Source organism: Paenibacillus sp. FSL M8-0142 (genome assembly GCF_038597315.1).
In the GTDB taxonomy this organism is placed as follows: Bacteria; Bacillota; Bacilli; order Paenibacillales; family Paenibacillaceae; genus Paenibacillus_AQ; species Paenibacillus_AQ lactis.
The window spans coordinates 3,671,903-3,694,814 of the sequence record NZ_CP152008.1 but is presented as its reverse complement, the minus strand read 5'-3'; the positions used below and the strand labels follow the sequence as shown (position 1 = coordinate 3,694,814).

Sequence of the window (22,912 nt, the reverse complement as noted above, 5' to 3'; positions counted from 1 at the left end):
TTTTTTAATCATCCACACCGCTACCCCGATTACAGGCTGTCGACGAACTTCACATAATCGCGGGCGCTTGCTTCCAATGCGCTTTGAGCAGGATCCGGTTCCATACCGGGCACGTTCCCGCCGGGTTCATTTTCTTGACCATAAAACGCATAGAATGAACGGTAATCCGCATCGCAGTATCGGAAGGTCGTCTCAAACGGAGTCAGCAGCTGTTCAAGCGTATAGCGATACCTTCCTTCTTTTCGATAGTCTTCTTTTCTAATGCCGGCGGATACCGCCAGGGCAACCTTACGCTTCTTTAATTTATCTCCGCCTTTGGAACCATATGCCCATCCGTAGGTGAAGACGTCATCAAGCCATTTTTTGAGAAGCGGCGGGCAATTAAACCAATAGATGGGAAACTGCAGGACAAGATTGCCGTGCGTTTCGATTAGCTGCTGTTCTTGTTCAACATGAATGATGCCGTCCGGATAAACCTTATGCAATTCATGAATCGTGTATTTTTCCGGGTATTTCCGGAGTTCATCGACCCATCGCTTATTTACGACCGACGTTTCCAGATTAGGGTGTGTTACGATGACTAGCGTTTTCAAAGCGTTGTCCTCCTTGCAAGATGAATTGTCTTGAGTATAAAGCGATAGCCGAAATTATGTAAGTATGCACTTTTAGTTCAGGTACTTACCAAAAGGTAAGTGTTAATGATACGGAATATTTGATATATAATTTTGATGGGCTGTATGGGGAGTAACCCTCTTGGGTACATATTCTCTAGATGTCTCTAACAAAAGTCGGCATATGCATGCTAGGATTTGATGGGGAAACCCTAACTTTATCATTAGCATAATCACTTACATAAAAAGGAGCTCATCCATAATGGTAGATGTATTTATGAACTTGAATCCCATCCTCCAAGCACTACTCGCTACTCTGTTTACATGGGGAATGACCGCATTAGGGGCTACGCTTGTGTTTGTAACCAAAACCTTGAACCAGCGCTTGTTGGACAGCATGCTGGGGTTTGCCGGCGGTGTGATGATTGCGGCCAGCTACTGGTCTTTATTGGCTCCGGCCATCGAAATGTCGGAAGGCAATCCGATCGGGAACTGGTTTCCGGCAGCCTTCGGATTTTTATTGGGAGGGGTATTCATCTGGGGGATCGATAAGATTTTGCCGCATCTTCATCCCAATGCCCCAATCGGAGGAGCAGAAGGGTACAATCCCAAAATGAGAAAACGGAGCACGCTGCTGGTCCTTGCAATCACCCTTCATAACATTCCGGAGGGGCTGGCGGTTGGGATCGCATTTGGCGCGTTAGCCAACGGGGGGACGGAAGCGTCTCTTGTCGGCGCTATGACTTTGGCGCTTGGGATCGGCATTCAAAACTTCCCGGAGGGCGTTGCGGTATCCATGCCGCTGCGCGGTGACGGAATGTCGCGGAGAAAGAGCTTTTTCTATGGGCAGTTCTCCGGCATGGTTGAACCGATCGCTGCGGTCATCGGCGCAGTGGCCGTATCCGTTATTGAGCCGATGCTGCCGTATGCGTTAAGCTTTGCAGCCGGAGCGATGATCTTTGTCGTAGCCGAAGAGGTTATTCCTAGCTCTCAGGAAAAGGGCAACCGAGACTTGGCCTCGATGAGCCTAATGTTCGGTTTCGTTTTGATGATGATTCTGGATGTTGCATTGGGATAATGCTGAAATTTGTCAATTTCCAATATACGGATTAGCAAATATCGGATAAAATAGGAAAGGATCGGACCTGGTTTAGGCATGACGAATATTTCTATGGGAGGAAACGATGGAGACAGAGAAGAAAAATGTATTGGATGAAGTAACAAAATCAATGAAGCAGGTGGACGGCTATTTGATCCTGAATCTGCTGAAAAATCCGCTGAACAGCATTCATTTGACGGAAAAACATTTCATCTACGGAATCCTGGGGCTTGCCAGCTCATTGGTAGGATTTCTACTATGGACGTTGCTTACGGGAAAGCGGATAGCATCGCTTTTTTTCGCCATGTTTGGCTTTGGAGGGGGAGGCTTATTTAGTGAACTTCCATCCTCCGTGTATGGTGAAGTATTCGGTAGAATGCTCTTGCTCGGACTGCTCTCGACCGTTGCGCTGCTGGCGGCTGTATGGCTGATCGGCTGGTGGGGAAGCGGGAAGCAGCCTGAGCTGAAGCTGTTTATTACGCGTGTCGGAGCGGCGCATTACATTGGGGCTGTCGGTTTTGTTGTAGCAGGCATTCTGTCCTTCAGCTTTAATATTTCCTTTTTATTGCTGCTCATTACGCTGTTGTCTCTGCTTGCATTAACGCTGCATGCCGCCATGGAAGCGAGCGGAGTCGTGAAGGAGCGCACCGCCGGTTATTTGATTCTATCCGTGTCAGCCTACGTCTTGCTGATGAGCATTCTAACGAAATTGATCCTGTAATTGTTTTGAGGAACTAGCATCTACATAAGCTATAACTTCAGTAAATGTTGTACATAATGAAGCGATTCTTAGATCGAAGAAGGAGCTGTCCCCGGTAAAGATTTTCTGCTGGGGGTCGGTTCTTTTTTTTTCGTAATCTTACGAATTCCCAAAGGTAATCCGTGCTCCTATTCGGCATACCCCCAGGAGGTTTGCGGTACTAGACTTAAGTCGGGGTTTCAATCATTCGCGGGACTAATGTTCATGTTGATTATGCGTGCTATACTGAACAGGAATCGGAAACCTGGAAAGATAGAGAGAATTTGGAATGACGGAAGGAATGAAGGTAAACGAAAATGAAGAGACGTACTGGTGTGTGGATCGTGGTGGCGGGCGTGTTGCTGTTGATTTTTACGTGGAATCCCATGAATATCTTCTCAAATGTTAACTTTGGCTTCTCCTTCTCTACGAAGGAAATTCACGAGGAACAGGCGGTCAGCCCGGAAGAAATCGAGAAGTTGGATATTCGAACAGGAAGCGGCGATATTGAGGTCGTCCAGGGAAGCTCGGATGAGATCATGATCAGGCTGGATGGGAAAGTGAGCAAGCAGATTGCGGACCAAGTCAAATTGAAGGTGGAGTCGAAGGGCGAAACGCTGAGCGTGGGGATCGACGCACCGGATCATATCGGCATCGGTGTACGGATTATGGATACGGATTTAACGGTGGAACTGCCTGAGAAAATGTGGGCAGGAGCCGACATTGAAGCAGGCAGCGGTGATATAGAGATTGCGGGATTGCAAGGAGAGGATATCTCCATCAAAGTGGGCAGCGGTGATATTCATATCGAGGATATTGATGCGGTCACAATTGGCTTGAAGTCAGGCTCCGGCGATATATCGGCTGAGCGCTATAAGGCTTCCTTGATGAAGTTCGAGGCAGGCAGCGGCAGCGTTGATCTGCAGGACGGAGAAGCCGAATTGCAAGGCGAGGCCAGCTCTGGCAACATTCAACTGGAAGCGGATGAGCTGCTTCAGGATGCCGACCTGCGGGTGGGCAGCGGCAACGTGACCGTTGATTTGGATCAGGAGCCTTCTTCCCTGACCGTTGATTTTAAAGGGGGCTCCGGCACTGGCGAGGTTAGTTGGGACGGATTCCAATACGAGGAGAAAGACAAGGATAAAGGCGTGCTCAGAGGAACGTTCGGAAACGGCGATGTGCTGCTGAAGGTACGCACGGGCTCTGGTGATTTCACCCTGGAATAATGGGATTTCGTGATCCGTTCATATTAGTAGTAGTCGAGAAGGCATCCCTATGCGGGATGCCTTCTTTATTATTGCGGCTTTAGCCAGTTGAGCTCGCGAAGCGTGCGAAACAAAAAACCACCCGCTATGCGGGTGGAGGGATCGAGGGTTTGACCAACAAGACCATTCCGATAAAATTGAGATGTTCAGGCTCAATAATGAAAGGAATGGTCTTAGATGGCAAACAAGAGCTATAGTTTAGCTCACACGAAGTGGATGTGCAAGTACCACATTGTGTTCACCCCGAAGTATAGACGGAAAGAGATTTATAATCAAGTGAGGAAAGACTTAATCGAAATTTTCAAACGATTATGCAAATACAAGGGAGTGGAGATAATCGAAGGTCACATGATGCCCGATCATGTACATATGTTGGTAGCAATTCCCCCAAAAATCTCAGTATCATCATTTATGGGATACCTGAAGGGGAAAAGCTCACTCATGATATTCGAGAAGCATGCTACCTTGAAGTATAAATATGGTAATCGAAAATTTTGGGCGGAGGGATACTACGTCAGCACAGTGGGCTTGAATGAAGCCACCGTGGCAAAATATATCCGTGAGCAAGAAGCACACGACCAGGCAATTGATAAACTGAGTGTGAAAGAGTATGAAGACCCATTCAGCAAAAACAGTAGCAAGAAGAAGTAAACCAGTTTAACTGGTAAGTGAAAGTGACAAATTACACTGAGCCTGAACAATTTTATTGTCAGGCTAGCGTCTTTAGGCGCAGTTTGGCAACAAGGGGTTATACCCCAAGAGCAAACCACCCGTTTGACGGGTGGTTCTGATTGTGTTTGTGAACAAATTCGAATGGTTCCCTGTTAATTTTATGCCATTCAATATTAAAAAAGATCAGTGCCGATCAGAGAAAATACAGTTGGATCTTAAAAATAGACGGTTGGGAGCAGCGGGCGGCCGTTTTATAGTTGGGTTGTATCGAAAAAAGATCCGAAGGTGAGGTGAGAAGGAGGAAGGTTTAGTTTCATCATTGCTTTGATAAATTTGACGGCAAAGGAGTTGAATGGTTAATGGTTTTTCACACCAAGAAGCGGTTGAAGCTGTTGTTGGCAGTTGCGTGCGCGCTTGCAGCCGTTCCGACGGCAGGAAAAACGCTGACGGCTGCGGAGGTCATGACAGGGCAAGCTGATGTACAATTATTAGGCGCCAATACCGACGTGAGAAAGGCGACCCAGCATGACCTTGATGTGATTTATAAGGATCTGACCGGTTATCCGACAGTATCAGCCACCTATAACGGCGGCGTCGCTGCTATCGGAGATCAAGCCTTCGTTCTGGCGGTCAACCCCGACACGACGCCGATACTAGCAGCTGCCCGCTACGGAAAGGGCAAAGTCGTCGTTGCAGGCGATGATTCCTATTTCAAGTTCACTTCTGATATTACCGATGAGCGGACAACGGTTGCCCGCAACATTCTTCTGTGGTTGACGGAGGATTCCGAGACGTTGACCTATCAGGAGGCATTGGAAGGCAAAGGTCGATTGCCCATGTTGTCCGCAACGTGGAAGAATTATTCCATCGAAACCGATGTACCGATCGATTTGGTCCGATTGGACCAATTCACGCCGGAGCAGTTGGATCCGTCCCGCTACCCCGTAGCTTATGTTGACGGGACGCTGAAGGATAGCGAGGTCGACGCCGTCGAGAATTACGTCGCACAAGGAGGTCATGTCGTTGTCCCCTTAAAGGGATGGGTGATGGAACAATATCCGCATGTCTTTCTAGGGAATGAATATCAGGGACTTTCAGGCAAGCTCAGTGAGGATTACCCGGTGCAGCGCCTATTGAACCGGATGGGTCTTGGTCTGATGAACAATACGGCATCGACTCGAACGGAAACCCTGCCCAAATTGACACCGGAGCAATCCGCCAATTATCATTCGCAAAAGCTGCTGGAACAGGCCGAAGCAATTGAGGCCGGGACACTGTCACCGGATCAGGTAAACGTCGGGCGGCCTGGTGCCGGCGCGGATAAGAAGCTGCAAGTCATCGCTTCGGTGACCGGTGGAACCGTCAGCAGCATCACTCCGCAGAGTCCGCTGTATGCCGTGATCGAGCAGGATGCGAGCGATTTGGAATCCAATCTTACGTTTCCGCTCGACCGTTCCAAAGCGCCCTATACGAGCGCATTATTAGCGTTTCAATTGGGACGGATCGGAAATGACCTGACGGCCCCCAAATCCCCTTATGCCGATCAATTCCCCGGAGCCGTTCCAGCAGAGGCCCCTCGTGTGACGGGACTATCCGTCCACGTGAATTTTGATTATTCAACCTTTGACTATTTGCGTCAAGGGACGGTTCCTAAAAATTGGATTAGTACAGGGCTGTACGCGCCGGCCGGAGAATGGGTAACGGTTCGTGTGCCCGAAGGCACTCAGCATCTAGACGTTCAGGTTGGGGCGCACACGGACAATCTGACAAGTAAAACGGAATGGGAACGACCGCCGGTCATAACGCAGCGAAAGACCCTCTCTCCGGGTGAGAATCGGATTCGCAGTCCTTTTGGCGGTTTGATTTACTTGATTCCAACCAAGCCTCAGCCTGGCGTTGCGAAGGATATTGAAATCAGCGGCGGAGTTCGCGCACCGCATTATATCCTTGGCGAGACCTCTAAGGCCGAATGGGAAGATACGATTCGGCATCATCCCGCCCCCTGGTCGGAGCTTCAGGGACGCAGGGTGATCTTGACGCTGCCGTCCGAGTATATCAGGCAGCTAGAAGATCCACAGCAATTAGTGGAGAAGTGGGATGCGATCGTGGACTACACCGAGGAAGTTGCGGGGCTTTCCCCGGATCAACCGCTGCCGCACAAAAGTATAGACCTTCCGTTCCGTTATGTTGCGGATCGACAGATTAGTGCTGGTTACATGCATGCCGGCTATCCGATCATGTTTCACATCGATCCTTCAGCGGGCCACGCCGTGGACATATCTCGAGTTACACAGGGAGGATGGGGCTTCTGGCACGAGACGGGCCATGAATATCAGCAAGGAGCCTGGAACTGGAACGTAACAGGTGAAATCACGGTTAATATTTACTCCCTTTACGTTCAGGAGAAATTCGGCAACAGCAGCAACTTATTGATTCGCAATGCCGATGGAAAGGACTTCTATGATTTAGCGTTTGAATATATGGAAAGCGATCTTCCAGGTAAGTCGTTCGGTGCTTCCGGCCAGCTGGATCTCTTCGGCTATCTCGTGATGTTCCGCCAGCTTTCCTTGGCTTATGGATGGGACTTTTACGCTGACCTTCATAAGGCGTACCGAGAGCTGCCGGCATCGCAGCTGCCTGCGACGAACCAGGAAGAGATCGATACGTTTGTCGTGATGGCATCCATTACGGCAGGAGAGAATCTGACGGAGTTCTTCGATAAGTGGGCGCTGCCGTATTCCAAAGCGGAGGTTAAATCCCGCATCGAGGCGTTGAACTTACCGTCCCCTGCGCAGGAATTGTGGCGCTTGAGGGAGACGCATTCGCTTAAAGACCCACCAGAAATCAAGGTCGATTCGGAAACCGAATGGAACCGTGACTCGGTGCAGGTCTCCATCGCGATGACTCCGGAAGCTGAAGCTGCAGGCATGCGGAGCCAATTTAAGCTAGGATCCAAAGGCACATGGACGAATTATACGGCTCCCATACTCTTGGAAACAGAGGGAGAGACAACCGTATATGCCCGAATGGCCGCTTTGTCTGGCGTGACAAGTGACGAAACCTCCAAGACAGTGAGGATTGATCGGAGCGGACCGGAAATAAAGGCAAATGTGCCACAGTCCGTATACCAAACCGAGCGTGTAACCATTTCGCCTCAAATCACGGACACATTAAGCGGCGTATCGGACTTTAGCTTGGAGCTGGATGGCAAGGAAGCTTCCGAAACACTGGTAAGAGAGCCATTAACGCTGACAGCCGGACCGCATATTCTTCGTATAACGGCAGAAGATACGGCCGGGAATGTCACGGTTCGTGAATATCCGATCGTAGTTGTTGTCGATCAGGAACAGCTCGACGATATCGTGAGAGCAGGGGAAGAGAAGGGCTGGATTGATAATCACGGCATCACGCTAAGCCTATTGGCCAAAATTGCAGATCTCCAGCAGCATCCTCCTGGAAGCGAAGGAGCCGATGAAGCGCTCACTTCGCTGGAGAACGCCATCAAAGCACAACGGGGCAAGCATATCGATTCCGGTTTTGCGGAGCTGCTTCTTGGAGACATGGACTACATCCGAAACCAAGTCTCGGCTTCATAGCAGCTTATAATTTGCAAAGGGCGGCCGTTTCGGCCGCCCTTTATTTCTGTAGTGACCGTCCATCATGAAATAAATCAGTCCAAGATTAAATTTAGACAATGTACTGCTTTAAAAATATACTGCACAATTAGAAAATACGGCGGTGTTCAATCGCCAAAATGTTCTGTAAGGTGGTGCTTAACAAACCAGAAATCCGCACAACAAGCAAATGAAAAGGGAGGCAAAGATAATGAAGGTCAACAGGCTTAAAGTATTCTGGATTGTTTTGCTTGCCGCCACCATGTCCATGACAGCGGCAGGCTGCGGAGGCAGTGCCAAGGAACAACCGGAGGCAACGTTGGACCCGGAATCCCCTCCGGTTCTATCGGAACTGACGTATTGGGTGCAAATCGTTAGCCAGGTGTCCGCTACGATGAAGAGTTACAACGAAATCGAGGCTTATAAGGAATTGGAGAGTTTAACCGGAGTGAAAGTGGACTTTCAGCATCCTCCGCAGGGCCAGCAAGCCACGGAGCAGTTTAACCTCATGATGACCTCGGAAAAGCTTCCGGATGTGATCGAATATTCTTGGGCCGGCTATCCTGGGGGACCGGAGAAGGCGATCAAGGATGGCAAAATCATCAAACTCAATGATTTGATCGACCAGCATGCACCAAACTTTAAGAAGGTGCTCGAGGAGCATCCGGAGTGGAAGAAGGAAATTATGACCGATGACGGCAGCATATACGTGTTCCCGTTCCTGCGTACCGACGACAAGCTTAAGGTATTTCTCGGACCGACGATCCGGCAGGATTGGCTCGATAAGCTGGGGCTTTCGATGCCGACGACGATTGATGAATGGTACAACGTGTTGAAGGCCTTTAAGGAACAAGACCCGAACGGCAATGGCAAAGCGGATGAGATCCCACTATATCTGACGAAGGGAGATGTCGATACAACGACCGCTTTTCTCGGAGCGTGGGGAATTAACGCCGGATTTTATCAAGAGGAAGGACAGGTTAAATACGGCCCGACTGACCCGAGGTTCAAGGAGTTCCTGACACTCATGAACCAGTGGTACAAGGAAGGCTTACTCGATCAAGACTTTGCGACGACCGATGAGAAAATGCTGGAGGCCAAAATTACCGGCGGGCAAATCGGATCAGCGATTCTATACACCGGCAGTGGGATCGGCAAGTATGGAACGCTCATGAAGGATAAAGATCCGAATTTCAGATTGGTGGCAGCGCCCTACCCTGTGATGAACAAAGGCGACAAGCAAATCTGGGGTTACAAGGACTATGCATTTAACGGAATCGGGGCGGCGATCACGACCAGCAACAAAAATCCGATTGAAACCGTAAAGTGGCTGGATTACGGCTACTCCGAGGAAGGGACCCTGTTATTTAACTTCGGAAAAGAGGGCGTCAGCTATACGATGGAAGACGGCAAGCCCAAATTCAAACCCGAAGTATTAAATGATCCTTCCGGACTGCCAGTGATCCAATCCATGTCCAAGCATAACCGAGCAACCTTCAGCGGGCCGTTCATGCTCGATATTCGTTTCGATGAGCAATATACGACCGAGCCTGATCAGCTGGAGTCCAAGATCATCTGGGCTGAGCCGACCATGGAAAAGAAAATGCCGCGCACAACGCCGACTCAAGCCGAGAGCAGCCGCTATGCTTCAATTATGACAGACATTAACACGTACAAGGACGAGATGTACTTGAAATTCGTCATGGGCGCCGAGCCATTGGATCAGTTCGATAAGTATGTGAAAACCATTGAATCCATGGGTCTAGCGGAAGCCCTGGAAATCCAGCAGAACGCCTTGGAGCGTTACGGTAAGCGGTAGGAATAAGGCAAAAGATTAAAGGCTAACCGCCGTAGAGCGGCGGAAAATATGCAGTTCCCGTCGCTCTTGGTGCGGCACAATAAATAAAAGTTGGAGGGAGGAATCCGATTGTCTGCTGCACGGGAACATCCCTTCGAGTCTCGCAAAGGGAAATGGACAACGATTGCGAAAGATTTAAGACGGAACAAATACGTCTACATACTGGCGCTTCCCGTTATTCTATACTATGCCGTCTTCCACTACGGACCGATGTACGGTCTATTGATGGCTTTCAAAGATTTCAGTATCGCGGACGGCATTTGGGGAAGCGAGTGGATCGGATTTGAGCATTTTCGCAATTTCTTTAACAGCTATTATTTCGAACGCCTTCTGCGCAATACCGTGCTGATCAATGTTTATGAGCTCATCTTCGCGTTTCCGGCACCGATTATCCTTGCCCTGCTGCTGAATGAAATCCGCAGCCGGCTGTTTAAGCGTACGGTTCAAACGATATCGTATTTGCCGCATTTCGTATCCATCGTCGTGGTTACGGGGATCATGTTCGATTTCCTCGCAAGAGATGGCTTGGTGAATCAGATACTGGGCTTTTTCGGCATCGAATCGATTCCGTTCATGAGCGAGGCCGGATGGTTCCGTACGCTATATGTCGGGTCCGGCATTTGGCAAGGCGTAGGCTGGGGATCAATCATTTATCTTGCCGCCATCGCAACCATTGATCCGACCCTTTACGAAGCAGCCAAGATGGACGGCGCTGGCCGCTGGAAACAGATGCTGCACATAACGCTGCCTGGGATGCTGCCGACGATCATTATTATTTTTATTTTAAATATGGGCTCCATGCTTAGCGTTGGCAGCGAAAAAGTATTGCTGATGTACAGCCCGCTAACTTATGAAACGGCTGACGTGATCTCGACCTTTGTGTATCGGCGAGGGGTTCTGGAGACGGATTACGGTTTTACGACGGCTGTAGGTTTGTTTAATTCGGTGGTCAGCTTCATTCTGCTTGTACTCGCGAACTCGATCAGTAAGCGGGTCAGCGAACATAAACTCTGGTAGAGAGGGGGGCGGTTATGGCTAATAAGCGAACCGCCGGAGAGACCATATTCGTCTGGTTCAATGCGTTGATTCTAACCGGTCTCTGCTTCGTCACCTTATATCCATTCGTGTACGTTGCCTTTGCTTCGTTCAGCGATCCCGCTTCGTTAGCCCAGCACCGAGGGCTGCTGTTCACGCCGCTTGATATCAACTTCGAAGCCTATAAGGCGGTGTTTAACAATCCGATGATTACGACGGGGTATCGGAACACGCTGATCTACGTTGCGGCGGGAACAGCCATCAATCTGGTGGCCACGGCGATCGGCGCATACGTGTTGTCGCGCAGAAATTTGTACTTTAAAAATCTATTGATGATGTTGATCGTCATTACCATGTTTTTTGGCGGCGGCCTGATCCCGACTTATCTTCTGATCAATAACCTGGGAATGCTGAACACGATCTGGGCGATGCTCATCCCAGGGATGATCGGGACATTTAATATGATCATTATGCGGACTGCCTTTCAGTCCGTACCGATAAGTCTTGAGGAATCAGCGAAAATCGACGGTGCGAACGACCTGATCATTCTGTTCCGAATCATTATCCCCCTGTCCATGCCCGTTATCGCCGTAATGATTCTATGGTATGCCGTGGGACACTGGAATTCATATTTCGGGGCGCTCATCTACCTGCGGGACCGGGAGTTATTCCCGCTCCAGCTTGTGCTCCGGGAAATTCTCATAACCAATACGACGGACAACATGATGACGGAAGCCTCCGGGGACCGGATGGCGATCGCGGACACGATTAAATATGCAACGATCATCGTGTCCACATTACCGATACTGCTTCTGTATCCGTTTTTGCAAAAATACTTCGTCAAAGGTGTCTTGATCGGCGCCATTAAGGAATAGGAGGAGAACGATGGCTGATTCATCATTAGATATCGTAGCGGAAAGCAAGAACCGGATGCAGTGGTGGAAGGATGCCAAATTCGGCATGTTCATCCACTGGGGGGTGTATTCGCTGCTCGGCAAAGGAGAGTGGGTGATGTATGCCGACAAAATTCCGGTAAAGGAATATGAGAAGCTTGCCGGGGAATTCAACCCGACACAGTTTGATGCCAAAGCTTGGGTGAAATGCGCCAAAAGGGCCGGCATGAAATATATCGTCATCACGGCCAAGCACCACGATGGCTTCGCCATGTACCACTCGCGGACGGACCCGTTCAATATTGTTGATGCTTCTTCATTCGGCCGGGATCCGTTGAAGGAACTGTCCGAAGCTTGCAGGGAGGAAGGAATCAGGCTCTGCTTCTACTATTCTCATGTGATTGATTGGCATCATCCGCATGCGCTTCACGATACATTTAACAATCTGTGGGACTATGAGCTGGAGAAGAAGGCGTTCTTCAGTTATTGGAACCATAAAGCAAAGGGGCAAGTGCGCGAGCTGCTGACGGAATACGGCCCCGTCGGACTGCTCTGGTTCGATACATCCGGGGGATTGTCGAAGAAGGAGAGCGAAGCGATGGTCAACATGATTCGTGAGCTTCATCCCGATTGCCTGATTAACAGCAGAGTGAGCCATTGGCCTGATTTTGGTGATTACCAATCCAAGGGCGATAACGAAATCCCGATGTATGGCGAGGAAACGAGGGAATGGGAAACGCCGATGACCCTAAATCAATCGTGGGGGTACAGCACCAAGGATCAAGTGTGGAAATCGACGGATGCTTTGATCCGAAAGTTGGTGCATATCGTAAGCAAGGGAGGGAATCTGCTGCTCAATGTCGGCCCTACGGAAACAGGAATAATTCCGGAACAATCCGCTTTGCGCCTGAAGGAAGTTGGCGAATGGCTTGCTCGAAATGGAGAGGCGGTCTACGGTACGAGCGCAAGCCCGTTCCCTTATGAGCTGGAGTGGGGAGCGGTTACGGTTAAAGAAGATATTCTCTTCCTTCATGTATACAACCGATATTGGCCAGAGGGAGAACTGGCATTGAACGGGGTGAGAAATACGGTTAAACATGCATATCTGCTCACGGACCCGACGACAAGCAGTCTTCCCGTGCACCAGAGCTATCAACCGGAAACGGACCATCACGCGATGCGGATCCGACTGCCCAAGCATCCCCCGGAAGACCATGTTTCGGTTATTGCATTGGAAGTCGAGGGCAAGATCGATGTAGATCGGGGGTTTATCCAACAGGCGAATGGCTCCATTAAGCTGGATCTTGTACTGTCAGAGATAACGACCGGGAGCGAGATGAACGAGGCACGGTGGAGCTTTAAGGCCTCATCTTCCGGCATTTACGAAGTCATGCTTGTTAATTTCAAAAAATCCGGTGCCGTTTGGGAAAAGGAATACGATCATGAGGTCACCGTACGGGCGGCAGGGCAGACGATCTCATGTATTCCCCAAGAGGATAAGGTCGTCAACGACTCCATATCCTGTCAGCATCCGTACACCGAGGTTCATTCATCTGTCGGACGGATCGTAATTGAGGATCCGGGTACGTATGCGTTGACCTTATCAACCAAGCTTGCGAAACCGAAGCCTTTCGGACCGGAAATTTGGCAGGCGGCAGCCGTGAAGCTTCGTTCGGTTCGATTGGTTCCTCTCATTGGATGACCGGACTTATTAAAGGGATTGCTAGTCCGCTTGGCGAAGGATTCAAGAAATAGGTTTCCATACATTTTCTTGGAGGAATGCCCATGATCTCGATACCCGGCTTTATTCCCGGCAAGCGAAAGAGGAGCAGCCGGGGACGCGTCTTGAAAACCATGATCGTTTCGTACATGCTCATCCTGTTATTGCCTATGACCGTGGGTCTTTTTCTATATGGACGGGTGGAAAACGTGATGGAAAACAATGTGGAGCGTTCAAATTCGGCAATGCTGGAGCAGTTGCGGCTTTCAATGGACAGCAAGCTTAAAGAAGTGGATATTTTGGCAAAACAAATCATGTTTAACCCGAAGCTGGCTCATTTGCTGAATCTTGATAGGCAAGATCCAGCCGGGGCGTATCGCCAGGTAGAATTCGTCCGCGATTACTTGAACCGCTATCAATCTTTTGTAAGCGGATTCGTGAAGGACTATTATGTTCATCTGCAAGCGGGAGACGTCATTCTGAAGCCGGGAATGCGGACGGATGCAAGAACCTTCTACGACAAGTATTATCGGTTTGAGCATATGGAATTTGAAACTTGGAAGCGGACGTTGCTCGGCAGCTACCACAACAAGGCTTTCTTGCCCTCCAATGTGCTGCTGCAGGACCCGAATCAAGCAAATGGCAACCCGGCGGATGTCATCACTTATGCGCAGTCCCTTCCGTTCCATGAAGTTTCCAATATCCGCGGAACGCTTGTGATCATGATCGATGGGCAGCAGCTTCAGGAGATGTTCCGGCAAATCGAGTCCGCGAACGACAGCGAGATTTATATCCTCGACAAGGAACAGGGCGTGATCGCAAGCTCCTCTGGCTCGGAGCTGTCATTACAGGTGACGGAAAAGCTGGCTGGTCCATCGGGATTGTTTAAAACTACATTAAATGGCACGGACAGCATGATAACCTTTACGGAATCCAAGGAAGCCGGCTGGCATTATGTGTCCGTCATGCCGATGGACAGCGTTATGGAACGAGTATCGCAGCTAAAGAGAATGGCGCTCACGGTGTTAGTCGTATCGCTTGTCGCGGGGGCGGCCATTGCTTGTTGGTTTGCATACCGACAATATAGTCCCGTCAAACGGGTGGTTGATGCCATACTTCAAGGAAAGCCGGTTCAGGATAAACCGGCCGCAAACGAATATGATTTTATTTTGCAAACGATCGAAGGCTCGCTCGTTGAGCAGCGGCATCTGAGAGAGCGATTGTTCAGGCAGACGCCTGTCATCCGTGCCGATTTTCTGTCAAGGCTCATTCGGGGATACATTGATCCGGAACATGCGGGCGATCACGGGGGGCCGTCATTAGCGACGATGGGCATACACTTCGCGTCCGACAAGTTTGCAGTCATCATTGTTCAAGCAGTGAATATTACAAGGCTGTCGCCAGAGCCATCCGAGCAAGACTGGACGCAAATTCGGTTTATCATCTCGAATATCGGCACGGATATTGCAAATTCGGGACATCAGGGATTCGCTGTCGATCTGGAACGCGATCGGGTAGCGATCCTGATCAATTTCCATCCGGTTGAAGAGGTGGAAACAGGACTCTTCCTTCATGAGATCGCAGAACGATTGCTTCGGGTCTTGGAGGACCGTTTTCATATTTCCGTGACGATCGCCGTCAGCAGCGTACACACAGGAAACGGAACCATCGGCAGCGCTTATCTGGAAGCAATGGCAGCCCTGGATTACCGGATGTTCAGCGGTAGAAATTCAATCATTCACTTCGGGCATGTACGGGACATTAAGCATCATTATTACTATCCGATCGAATTCGAGACGCAGCTTGTCAACCATGTGAGAAGCGGAGATACGGAAAACGTCGCTAAGCTGCTGGATAATATTTATTCGATGAATTTTAATTCATCGGGAATGACCCCTGAGCTGGGAAGATGCTTGTTCTTCAACATTATCAGCACATTTCTGAAAATACTGAATTTGACCAACACGGATCATGAAAGCCTTCTAGGCCCGAGCTTTGATCCCGTAAAACACATATTCGGTTGTTCCACAAGCGATGAAATGCATACCGAGACCAAGCGGTTGTATGAAAAGCTGTCCCGTCTCTTTCATACGGAGCACAGCGATCACAGCATCCAGCTGCAGCAGGATTTGATGGTATTCATCGACCGGAATTTAACTGACTATAATTTAGGACTTGGCATGATTGCCGACCATTTCGGCATGACGCCGCAATATATCTCGAGTTTCTTTAAGAAGATGAATCAATGCAATATCACCGACTATATTACCCGCGCGAGGATTGAGAAAGCGAAGACTTTGATGGAGCAATCGGAACTGACCAATGCGCAGCTGGCCCAACTAGTCGGCTATACAAACGATGTCGTGTTCATCCGGGCATTCAAGAAATTGGAGGGGGTAACACCCGGCAAATATCGGGTGAGTGCAAGCGGGCATTAAACTTGAACGTGAAGAGGAGTGGCCAATTAGACATGGAAGCGATCCAGGAACCATTAAAATACGGCGAGACCACGACTTGGACGCGTCAAAGGACCGAAGCCGCCATTGAATTCGTGCTGCATAAGATCGATGAAAATTTGGACACATTTTCGGACCGTTTTCCGTCCCCTGCAAGCCGTAATCATATCTACGAGCCAATCGGCAACACGGAATGGACCTCGTCATTCTGGACCGGGATGCTGTGGTTGGCATATGAAGTTACAGGTGATGCGAAGTACCGCTCGACCGCGGAGCATCAACTCCACAGCTACAAGGAGCGTGTGGAGCAGCGCATCGCAACGGAGACGCATGATCTGGGTTTTTTGTATTCCTTGTCCTGCGTGGCTGCATACAAATTGACCGGGAACGAAGATGCAAGACAGGTTGCCTTGGCCGCCGCAGACCTATTGATGGAGCGGTTTTTCGAGAAAGCAGGCATCATTCAGGCTTGGGGGAAGCTGGACCAACCGTCTCAGCGCGGCAGGATGATCATCGACTGCTGCATGAATTTGCCTTTGCTCTATTGGGCGACTGAAGAAACCGGTAAACCGAAATATCGTCGTACTGCCATAAGCCATGCCCGGCAATCCGCTGCATATTTGATTCGTGAGGATTCCTCAACGTACCATACGTATTATATGGATGTCGAGAGCGGAGAGCCAAGATTTGGGCAAACGTCCCAAGGGTACGCGGATCATTCATGCTGGTCGCGCGGTCAGGCCTGGGCCATTTATGGTTTGCCGCTCAGTTATGCATATACAAGGGAAGAAGCGCTGCTGCATCATGCTGAGCGGGTCACGAAATACTTTTTGAATCGGCTGCCTGAGGATTATGTATGTTATTGGGATTTGATATTCACCGAAGGCCCGGAAGAAGAGAGGGACAGCTCGGCGGCCGCCATTTCGGTATGCGGAATGCTGGAACTGGCTAAGCACTTGCCGCTCTCGCATCCGGAGCGCCGAATGTACGAGAACGCAGCACTTCGTATCCTGGAATCTTTATCCGATCGATATACGACGGCTTCGCTCCCTGAATCCAACGGCATTCTCCAGCATGCGGTGTATGGAAAGCCGCTCGGGAACGGAATCGACGAATGCTGCATATGGGGAGATTATTTCTATTTTGAAGCGCTGGTGAGGGTTTTAAAAGATTGGGATATGTACTGGTAAAGGAAAGAACGAGATGCCGAGAAGTACGAACAAATTGCTAATGACCGCCATTTGGCGGTCGTCTTTTTTGTTGCAGGCACAATCAAATCCAATCATCAATTACTTCATGTTGACTTCGCTTGGCTCACGCTGCATTTTCTCTGAATAACTTAAGTCGATTCTTATAACAATAAACCTTGGACTCCATATTTGAACTGCAGATAAGGAGCCATTCCCAAGCCATAATCCGGCTATCAAAGTTGATGCATTGGAAATAAGGCTAAAATATGAGGAGGTTATATGCATGCAATTCCAACAGCCGCAAAATCACCAAAATATTGAAACCGGTATGGTTCCTCCGCAATTGAACCATGGCGGGCACGAAATGTTCGACGTCCACGAAGTGTTGGCAGGGGCCATCAATACGATTGATACTTATACGATGCTGAGCGGGCACGTACAAGATCCGGAGCTTCGGGATATTATGCAGCGCCAGAAGCAATTTATGGCTGATGAATACAACATCACCTTGGAGTGCTTTAAATCAGGGCAAGACCCATCCAAACCAACCCAAAGCTATAAAATGAAGCAGGGGAATGACTTTACTTACGGGATGAAGCCATCCCAGCCGAAGAAACCAATGCAGTCGACAGCAGAAATAAACGATGAGTTCATTTCCCAATGCATGCTGAATGCGGTTAAAGCCGGTGCTACCGTAAAAACAAATGCCGCCCTGGAATCCACCAATCCAGTCGTGCGCCGGGTGCTTGCAGATTCGCTGCCAAACTGTATTGAAATGGCTTATGAAATTTCCCTGTATCAGAACAAGCATGGCTACTATCAGGTACCGCAGCTTCCGCGGCAGGATATGACGCAAATGCAAAATAGCTACGCTCCTGCTATGGTTCAGCCGCAAACACCTGGCAATATAATGCCTCACTAATGATCCAAGCGCCTTATCTCGAATGGGATAGGGCGCTTTTTTTACGACAACTTTTACCATTGCCGGCTCGTTTAGACTCCTTTCACAGCAATCGCGGGAAGTTACTGGGAGCCATCGAAAATGCTTGCCAGATCGCAAATCTTTCATTAACATGAAATGAATCTGTCTATACCTTCGAAAGGAGTATGCCATGATTGTCCTTTAAGGAAACAGGAGGATGGCTTAATGAGTAAAGGCTCGAAATCTGTGATGTTGTTGACAACGGTGGTTCTTCTGGTTGTTCTTCTCGTAGGCTGCGGCGGCACCGACAAATTGACGGTCAATCAGGTTAACATCGTGGCCGATCTGCTGCCGGACGGTGACTTGTACGTGGAGGAGCTTTTTACCTATACTGTCAGCGGTGAGTATGATTCGATATCGCGATTTATGGACAATTTCGGGGATGCGAATATCGAGTTCTTCGAGGCATATGTTCCACCCGTCGATCGGGAACTAGGCAATTTCGGCTATCAAAGTTTAGAGCGGTATCCGGTCACCTTAAGATGGAGAAGGGGTTCCTACTTCATCGATGTACAGGCAAAGGATGAATCCAGGCAGGTATACTATCGCTACAGGCTTGATAAGGAGGCAGTGAAATATGACGATCGCGGAGAGCTGGATTGGTCATTGCTTAAGGATAACGACAAGGAGCATCAGAACGTATCGGTTACGCTGCGTATAAGGCAGCCTGTGCAAGAACCGGTTATCGTCTATGCTTACGACCGCTCCGGTGGGGCTGTTACGGAGACTTCCGAACGAGTATCCCGATACGAAAACAAGCTTCTGCCGAAGGGGGATCATGTGCGGATGAAGGTGTTTGTTCCATTAGAGGCGCTTCCCGAGTTGGAAACGACGTCGTCTTCTTCCCTACTATCGGAACGGCTGGAGCAAGAGTCGGCGCTTCAACGCCGATTCGTGGAGCGGGATCGTCTGCTTGAAGCCGGTGTTTATGTAAGCCGCTGGTTGACTTATGCCGCAATAGCAGGTGTCGTGTTTTATGCACTATCCATTCGCAGGCTCGCAGCATGGTGGGACGGACGGCGAATAACCATGGAAGAGATTGAACATATGAATCCGAGCAGTCTGGTCTACCTCTTCAGGAAAGGTAAGCTTCGGCGCGAAAATGTGCTCGCCAGTGTGTTTGCTCTGCGACGCAAGGGCATGCTCGATATTTCCATGGAGCATTTGGGAACGCGGTTTCAGCAAGATGACAGCGCCCCGAAGGAGGGCCCGCAGTTCAGATTCGCGGGGAATCGTTCCGGCTTGACGAAATCGGAGCGGTATCTTCTGAGCTGGCTGTTCCGTGGGACGGAATTTCTGAAACTGGACAGCATATCCGGGCCCACGAAATCAGAACGTCATCAGAAAAGCTCGATGCACATCTACAAGAATCGCTTGAAAGGCCTGGAGACAGGGTTCAATCGTTGGCGGGAGATCGTGGAACAAGAGAATCGCCAAACGATAAAGTACGGAGTATATAGGCCGAGAAAAATAATCTTCGCCGTGCTTGCTCTCGTGCATGTTACATTGCTGACCTACCTGTATATCGCAGACGTTATATCATGGGGATGGATCGGCGTAATGATTCTTATTTTGGGAGGCGGAGCCGCCCTGGCTTCCATTCGTTGGCGTCAGAAAAAATATATCATAGCCTTCTTGATCGTCTGCTTCTTCATGGGTGCTCAAATCATGTACGACCCGGTCGTTGATACATACTTGGACTTTGTTCTTCTATCGATTCTAATGGTCGGACTTATGCCCGGAGTCGTATTAGATCGCAGATCGGAAGCCTGCCGGAGCACGGTGAAACGATATCGCAGAATGCTGGCTAGAGGCGGCAGGAGCGAAGATCGCGAGCCTATTCATCTCGAACGGATGATGGAAGCGGCGCTTCTGCTCGGCGTAGGACGGAGGTTTTTGACACGTATTCGAAAGAAGCAACCGGATTATGTCCGATCTCACGCTTCTCCGCTATTTGATCCGGCTTCGCATGTTGCGCTTGATTTTGCCTTTCAACGGTCATGGAAAGGGTTGGCTGGCAACTCGTCTTCATGGAGCAGCAGCGGCGGAGACGGTGGGGATGGGGACAGCGGTGGCGGATTTTTCGGAGACAGCAGCGACAGCGGCAGCGATGGAGGAGATGGCGGCGATTAAACTGCAGGCTGAAGCGAGAACTTTTTAGCGTATTTTCCTTTTATTCGTAAGCAGCAATATTCATCAATCTTGGCAATTTAGGAGCCCCTCGTTTGATCTAACATTGGTCAGGGGGGCTTTTTTTATTGTCTTCTTCGTATCTAAATTTCGATTAGAGGACAATCTCGCGCGTTTTCGGTCGTGGAAAGGCTTGACACCTAGTCATGTGGAATGATAATTTGTATGCACAACTAAAAAGGAGTGTATAAGATGGAACACTTTCATGACCACTTACTCAAGGGATGTCTATACTTCACGGCCAATCAGTTGGCCCGCTCCATGACCAAACTAGCCGAGGATGAATTTCGCATAACTGGCTTGTCTCCGACCTACGCGTTCCTGATGATTGCCGTGAATGAGAAGCAAGGCATTTCTCAGAAGGAGCTTGGAGAGGTTTTGCATATAACACCTTCAACGGTGACCCGTTTTATCGAGAAGCTGCAGGCTAAAGGCCTGGTGTACGCTGAACAAAAGGGCAGAATGTCCTTGATTTACTCCACGGAGAAGGGGAAAGAGCTGCAGCCGGATATCGAGAAAGCTTGGCTTAACCTCTATGATCGGTACTCCAATATCATCGGAGAACAAACCGGAATCGAATTAACAGAACAGCTATTCCAGATAAGCAATCAATTGGAGGGTAAAAAGTAGAGTTAAAAAAAACGCCGCCTGTCTCTTTCAGGAGGCCTTGGCGGCTTTAAAGGTTTATGACGATGCCTTCATTATTGTAACCAAGTAACATTACATCATTTCATGAATGCTTCGCGATTTAGGGAAGATGATGGCAAGCTCTGTATATTGGCCTGGTTCGGATCGCGCAGACAACCGGTGTCCCAGTTTGATGGCCATCTGGCTGGCCAGGTACAATCCCAATCCCGTTGATTTTGCGTCATTTCTACCGGTTGATCCGGTGAAACCTTTATCAAAAATTCTTCCGAGATCTTCCGGAAGGATGCCGATGCCGGTATCCCGGATCAAAAGCCGCTTCTCGCTCGGATTATCCTCGATGGAACAGGTAACGGCACCTCCTTGGTTTGTATATTTCAAGGCGTTGGTGATGATTTGGTCGAGGATGAATCCAAGCCACTTGGCGTCACTGTGAACCGTGTGTTCTTCTTCCCACATGGTGAACCGGAGCCGTTTGGCAACGAACAGCTTGGCGTACTTGCGGACACAGGCTCGCATGATCTGGTTCAGTGAAACCTCGGCAATCAAATAATCCCTCGAAAATGAATCGATCCGAGAATAATAGAGCGCTTGTTCAACATAGTGATCGATTTTGTTCACTTCATCCTCCAGCTTATTCACGAGCTCCTCAGCCGATTTGCCGGCACTGTTTCTCATCAGCAGATGGGCAGCCGTGATGGGAAGCTTTACCTCGTGAATCCAAGACATGATAAAGTCATGATAGTCCTTCCGTTCCCCATGGTACTTTCGAATAGTGTCCAGCTTCGCTTGATGGAGCTTTCTTGCCAACGCTGTGTAGAGCTGTTGCTCATGACTGATCGGCTTTGGTACAGCAGCGACAATATCGTCATCGTCGTTTCCGGTCAATTCATCCAGTGCTTGATAATGTGCATAGCGCCGAGCATATCCAACGATCAGATAGGTGGCGGTTAAGATTAAGCACCCGAGCAGCGTGTAAAAAATATCTCCGGCATCATATTTTCCGGATGCACTAACAAACATCATTAAGGTTGCAAACAGCATCTGCGCGACGGCCAATAATATCACATAACGTTTATCTTCTAAATATCGCAGAAAACTCATTTGATCATATACCCTTCACCCTTGATCGTTGTGATAAACCGGCTTTTTCCCAGATCATCCAATTTTTTTCGGATTCGCGTCATATTAACCGTCAAGGTGTTGTCATCCACAAAGCTTTCATCCTCCCACAAACGGCGCATGATGGTTTCTCTGCTGACGATGCTACCTTTACTCTGCATCAACAGATTCAGGATTCGGAACTCGTTCTTCGTCAGCTCCACTGATTGCTCTCCGGATAACAGCCTCCCATCATGAAGGTTCAGGATCACGCCTTCATGTTCGATTACATTCGGGAAAGGATCGATATACGAGTAGGTTCTGCGCAGCAGCGCTTTGATTTTGGAGATCAGTACTTCATCATAGAACGGCTTCTGTATATAGTCGTCTCCGCCCATATTGATCGCCATCACCATATCCATTGGCGTATTGCGGGAGGAAAGGAAGATAATCGGCACGTTGGAGACTTCCCTAATCCGGCTGCACCAATAGAAACCGTCATACACAGGCAGGTTGATGTCTAAGAGCATCAGATGAGGCTGTTCTGCCACATAACGTTCCTGGACCCGATCCAAATCGTTACAAAGCACAGACTCGAATCCCCATTTCTGCAAGGTTTCCCCGAGCATTTCACTGATCGTTGCATCGTCTTCCACGATCATGATCTTCACATATAATCCCTCCGATCCGGCGCGGTTCATGTCATTTCATCTCATTATACCTTTGATAGGGAAAGCAAACATCATCGCTTTGGACAAGGTTACAAAAATGTAAGCCTGCTCAAGAATTTCGTAAGTCAGGAGTAAGGCTGCTCGTTAAAAACGGTGTTATGATACCAGGGA

At 49.3% G+C, this 22,912-nt stretch carries 17 protein-coding genes; 14 read left to right on the top strand and 3 right to left on the bottom strand.

The window, feature by feature from the left end; genetic code table 11:
• Nucleotides 1–29: 29 nt before the first annotated feature.
• Entirely contained in the window at nt 30–593 is a 564-nt protein-coding gene (locus tag NSQ46_RS17005; RefSeq protein WP_342574108.1) for an NAD(P)H-dependent oxidoreductase, read from the bottom strand.
• A gap of 280 nt (nt 594–873) precedes the next feature.
• Between NSQ46_RS17005 and NSQ46_RS17000 the strand changes: the two genes are divergently transcribed.
• The 14 genes from NSQ46_RS17000 to NSQ46_RS16935 all read left to right on the top strand — a co-directional run bounded on the left by NSQ46_RS17000 (nt 874) and on the right by NSQ46_RS16935 (nt 20,954).
• Nucleotides 874–1,689, top strand: a complete 816-nt coding sequence (locus tag NSQ46_RS17000; RefSeq protein ID WP_007128320.1) for a ZIP family metal transporter — start codon at nt 874–876, stop codon at nt 1,687–1,689.
• Between the two features lie 106 nt (nt 1,690–1,795).
• A complete protein-coding gene (locus NSQ46_RS16995) occupies nt 1,796–2,431 on the top strand; it encodes a hypothetical protein (protein WP_213613968.1) in 636 nt (211 codons plus the stop codon).
• A 335-nt stretch (nt 2,432–2,766) separates the two neighbouring features.
• On the top strand, nt 2,767–3,675 hold the full coding sequence (locus NSQ46_RS16990; RefSeq protein WP_007128318.1) for a DUF4097 family beta strand repeat-containing protein: 909 nt from the start codon (nt 2,767–2,769) through the stop codon (nt 3,673–3,675).
• Between the two features lie 216 nt (nt 3,676–3,891).
• Nucleotides 3,892–4,365 carry an IS200/IS605 family transposase gene (tnpA, locus tag NSQ46_RS16985; protein WP_213613863.1) on the top strand — a complete coding sequence of 158 codons (474 nt, stop codon included), beginning with the start codon at nt 3,892–3,894 and terminating at the stop codon, nt 4,363–4,365.
• Between the two features lie 380 nt (nt 4,366–4,745).
• The gene (locus NSQ46_RS16980) at nt 4,746–7,982 is read left to right on the top strand and encodes a M60 family metallopeptidase (RefSeq protein WP_342574104.1); all 3,237 of its coding nucleotides are present in this window, start codon (nt 4,746–4,748) and stop codon (nt 7,980–7,982) included.
• Nucleotides 7,983–8,211: 229 nt separating this feature from the next.
• On the top strand, nt 8,212–9,819 hold the full coding sequence (locus tag NSQ46_RS16975; RefSeq protein ID WP_340900652.1) for an ABC transporter substrate-binding protein: 1,608 nt from the start codon (nt 8,212–8,214) through the stop codon (nt 9,817–9,819).
• Between the two features lie 108 nt (nt 9,820–9,927).
• Complete coding sequence (locus NSQ46_RS16970) at nt 9,928–10,875, top strand: ABC transporter permease subunit (RefSeq protein WP_210094871.1); 948 nt, start codon at nt 9,928–9,930, stop codon at nt 10,873–10,875.
• Nucleotides 10,876–10,889: 14 nt separating this feature from the next.
• Nucleotides 10,890–11,768, top strand: coding sequence for a carbohydrate ABC transporter permease (locus tag NSQ46_RS16965; RefSeq protein WP_007128312.1), 879 nt, complete (start codon nt 10,890–10,892; stop codon nt 11,766–11,768).
• A gap of 10 nt (nt 11,769–11,778) precedes the next feature.
• Entirely contained in the window at nt 11,779–13,488 is a 1,710-nt protein-coding gene (locus tag NSQ46_RS16960; RefSeq protein WP_342574100.1) for an alpha-L-fucosidase, read from the top strand.
• Nucleotides 13,489–13,571: 83 nt separating this feature from the next.
• Complete coding sequence (locus NSQ46_RS16955) at nt 13,572–15,944, top strand: helix-turn-helix domain-containing protein (protein ID WP_007128310.1); 2,373 nt, start codon at nt 13,572–13,574, stop codon at nt 15,942–15,944.
• A gap of 32 nt (nt 15,945–15,976) precedes the next feature.
• On the top strand, nt 15,977–17,152 hold the full coding sequence (locus NSQ46_RS16950) for a glycoside hydrolase family 88 protein (RefSeq protein ID WP_028404594.1): 1,176 nt from the start codon (nt 15,977–15,979) through the stop codon (nt 17,150–17,152).
• 283 nt (nt 17,153–17,435) lie between these two features.
• Nucleotides 17,436–18,074 (top strand): spore coat protein, encoded by a 639-nt coding sequence (locus NSQ46_RS16945; RefSeq protein WP_007128308.1) that lies wholly within the window; start codon nt 17,436–17,438, stop codon nt 18,072–18,074.
• 225 nt (nt 18,075–18,299) lie between these two features.
• On the top strand, nt 18,300–20,267 hold the full coding sequence (locus tag NSQ46_RS16940; protein ID WP_007128307.1) for a DUF2207 domain-containing protein: 1,968 nt from the start codon (nt 18,300–18,302) through the stop codon (nt 20,265–20,267).
• A 249-nt stretch (nt 20,268–20,516) separates the two neighbouring features.
• Nucleotides 20,517–20,954, top strand: a complete 438-nt coding sequence (locus NSQ46_RS16935; RefSeq protein ID WP_007133286.1) for a MarR family transcriptional regulator — start codon at nt 20,517–20,519, stop codon at nt 20,952–20,954.
• 90 nt (nt 20,955–21,044) lie between these two features.
• Here the strand turns inward: NSQ46_RS16935 and NSQ46_RS16930 are convergent, their stop codons facing one another.
• Together NSQ46_RS16930 and NSQ46_RS16925 are read right to left on the bottom strand one after the other, a co-directional pair.
• Nucleotides 21,045–22,073 carry a sensor histidine kinase gene (locus NSQ46_RS16930; protein WP_007131790.1) on the bottom strand — a complete coding sequence of 343 codons (1,029 nt, stop codon included), beginning with the start codon at nt 22,071–22,073 and terminating at the stop codon, nt 21,045–21,047.
• Complete coding sequence (locus NSQ46_RS16925; RefSeq protein WP_040739981.1) at nt 22,070–22,741, bottom strand: response regulator transcription factor; 672 nt, start codon at nt 22,739–22,741, stop codon at nt 22,070–22,072. The genes NSQ46_RS16930 and NSQ46_RS16925 overlap by 4 nt, the downstream gene beginning before the upstream one ends.
• Between the last annotated feature and the right edge of the window lie 171 nt (nt 22,742–22,912).

What these genes read in the sequence shown, in the direction of transcription:
- NSQ46_RS16965 (WP_007128312.1), top strand. Translation starts at nt 10,890, where the DNA reads ATGGCTAATAAGCGAACCGCCGGAGAGACCATATTCGTCTGGTTCAAT.
- NSQ46_RS16940 (WP_007128307.1), top strand. Translation starts at nt 18,300, where the DNA reads ATGAGTAAAGGCTCGAAATCTGTGATGTTGTTGACAACGGTGGTTCTT.
- NSQ46_RS16955 (WP_007128310.1), top strand. Translation starts at nt 13,572, where the DNA reads ATGATCTCGATACCCGGCTTTATTCCCGGCAAGCGAAAGAGGAGCAGC.
- NSQ46_RS16930 (WP_007131790.1), bottom strand. Translation starts at nt 22,073, where the DNA reads ATGAGTTTTCTGCGATATTTAGAAGATAAACGTTATGTGATATTATTG.
- NSQ46_RS17000 (WP_007128320.1), top strand. Translation starts at nt 874, where the DNA reads ATGGTAGATGTATTTATGAACTTGAATCCCATCCTCCAAGCACTACTC.
- NSQ46_RS16995 (WP_213613968.1), top strand. Translation starts at nt 1,796, where the DNA reads ATGGAGACAGAGAAGAAAAATGTATTGGATGAAGTAACAAAATCAATG.
- NSQ46_RS16950 (WP_028404594.1), top strand. Translation starts at nt 15,977, where the DNA reads ATGGAAGCGATCCAGGAACCATTAAAATACGGCGAGACCACGACTTGG.
- NSQ46_RS16945 (WP_007128308.1), top strand. Translation starts at nt 17,436, where the DNA reads ATGCAATTCCAACAGCCGCAAAATCACCAAAATATTGAAACCGGTATG.
- NSQ46_RS16980 (WP_342574104.1), top strand. Translation starts at nt 4,746, where the DNA reads ATGGTTTTTCACACCAAGAAGCGGTTGAAGCTGTTGTTGGCAGTTGCG.
- NSQ46_RS16990 (WP_007128318.1), top strand. Translation starts at nt 2,767, where the DNA reads ATGAAGAGACGTACTGGTGTGTGGATCGTGGTGGCGGGCGTGTTGCTG.
- NSQ46_RS16975 (WP_340900652.1), top strand. Translation starts at nt 8,212, where the DNA reads ATGAAGGTCAACAGGCTTAAAGTATTCTGGATTGTTTTGCTTGCCGCC.
- NSQ46_RS16935 (WP_007133286.1), top strand. Translation starts at nt 20,517, where the DNA reads ATGGAACACTTTCATGACCACTTACTCAAGGGATGTCTATACTTCACG.
- tnpA (WP_213613863.1), top strand. Translation starts at nt 3,892, where the DNA reads ATGGCAAACAAGAGCTATAGTTTAGCTCACACGAAGTGGATGTGCAAG.
- NSQ46_RS16960 (WP_342574100.1), top strand. Translation starts at nt 11,779, where the DNA reads ATGGCTGATTCATCATTAGATATCGTAGCGGAAAGCAAGAACCGGATG.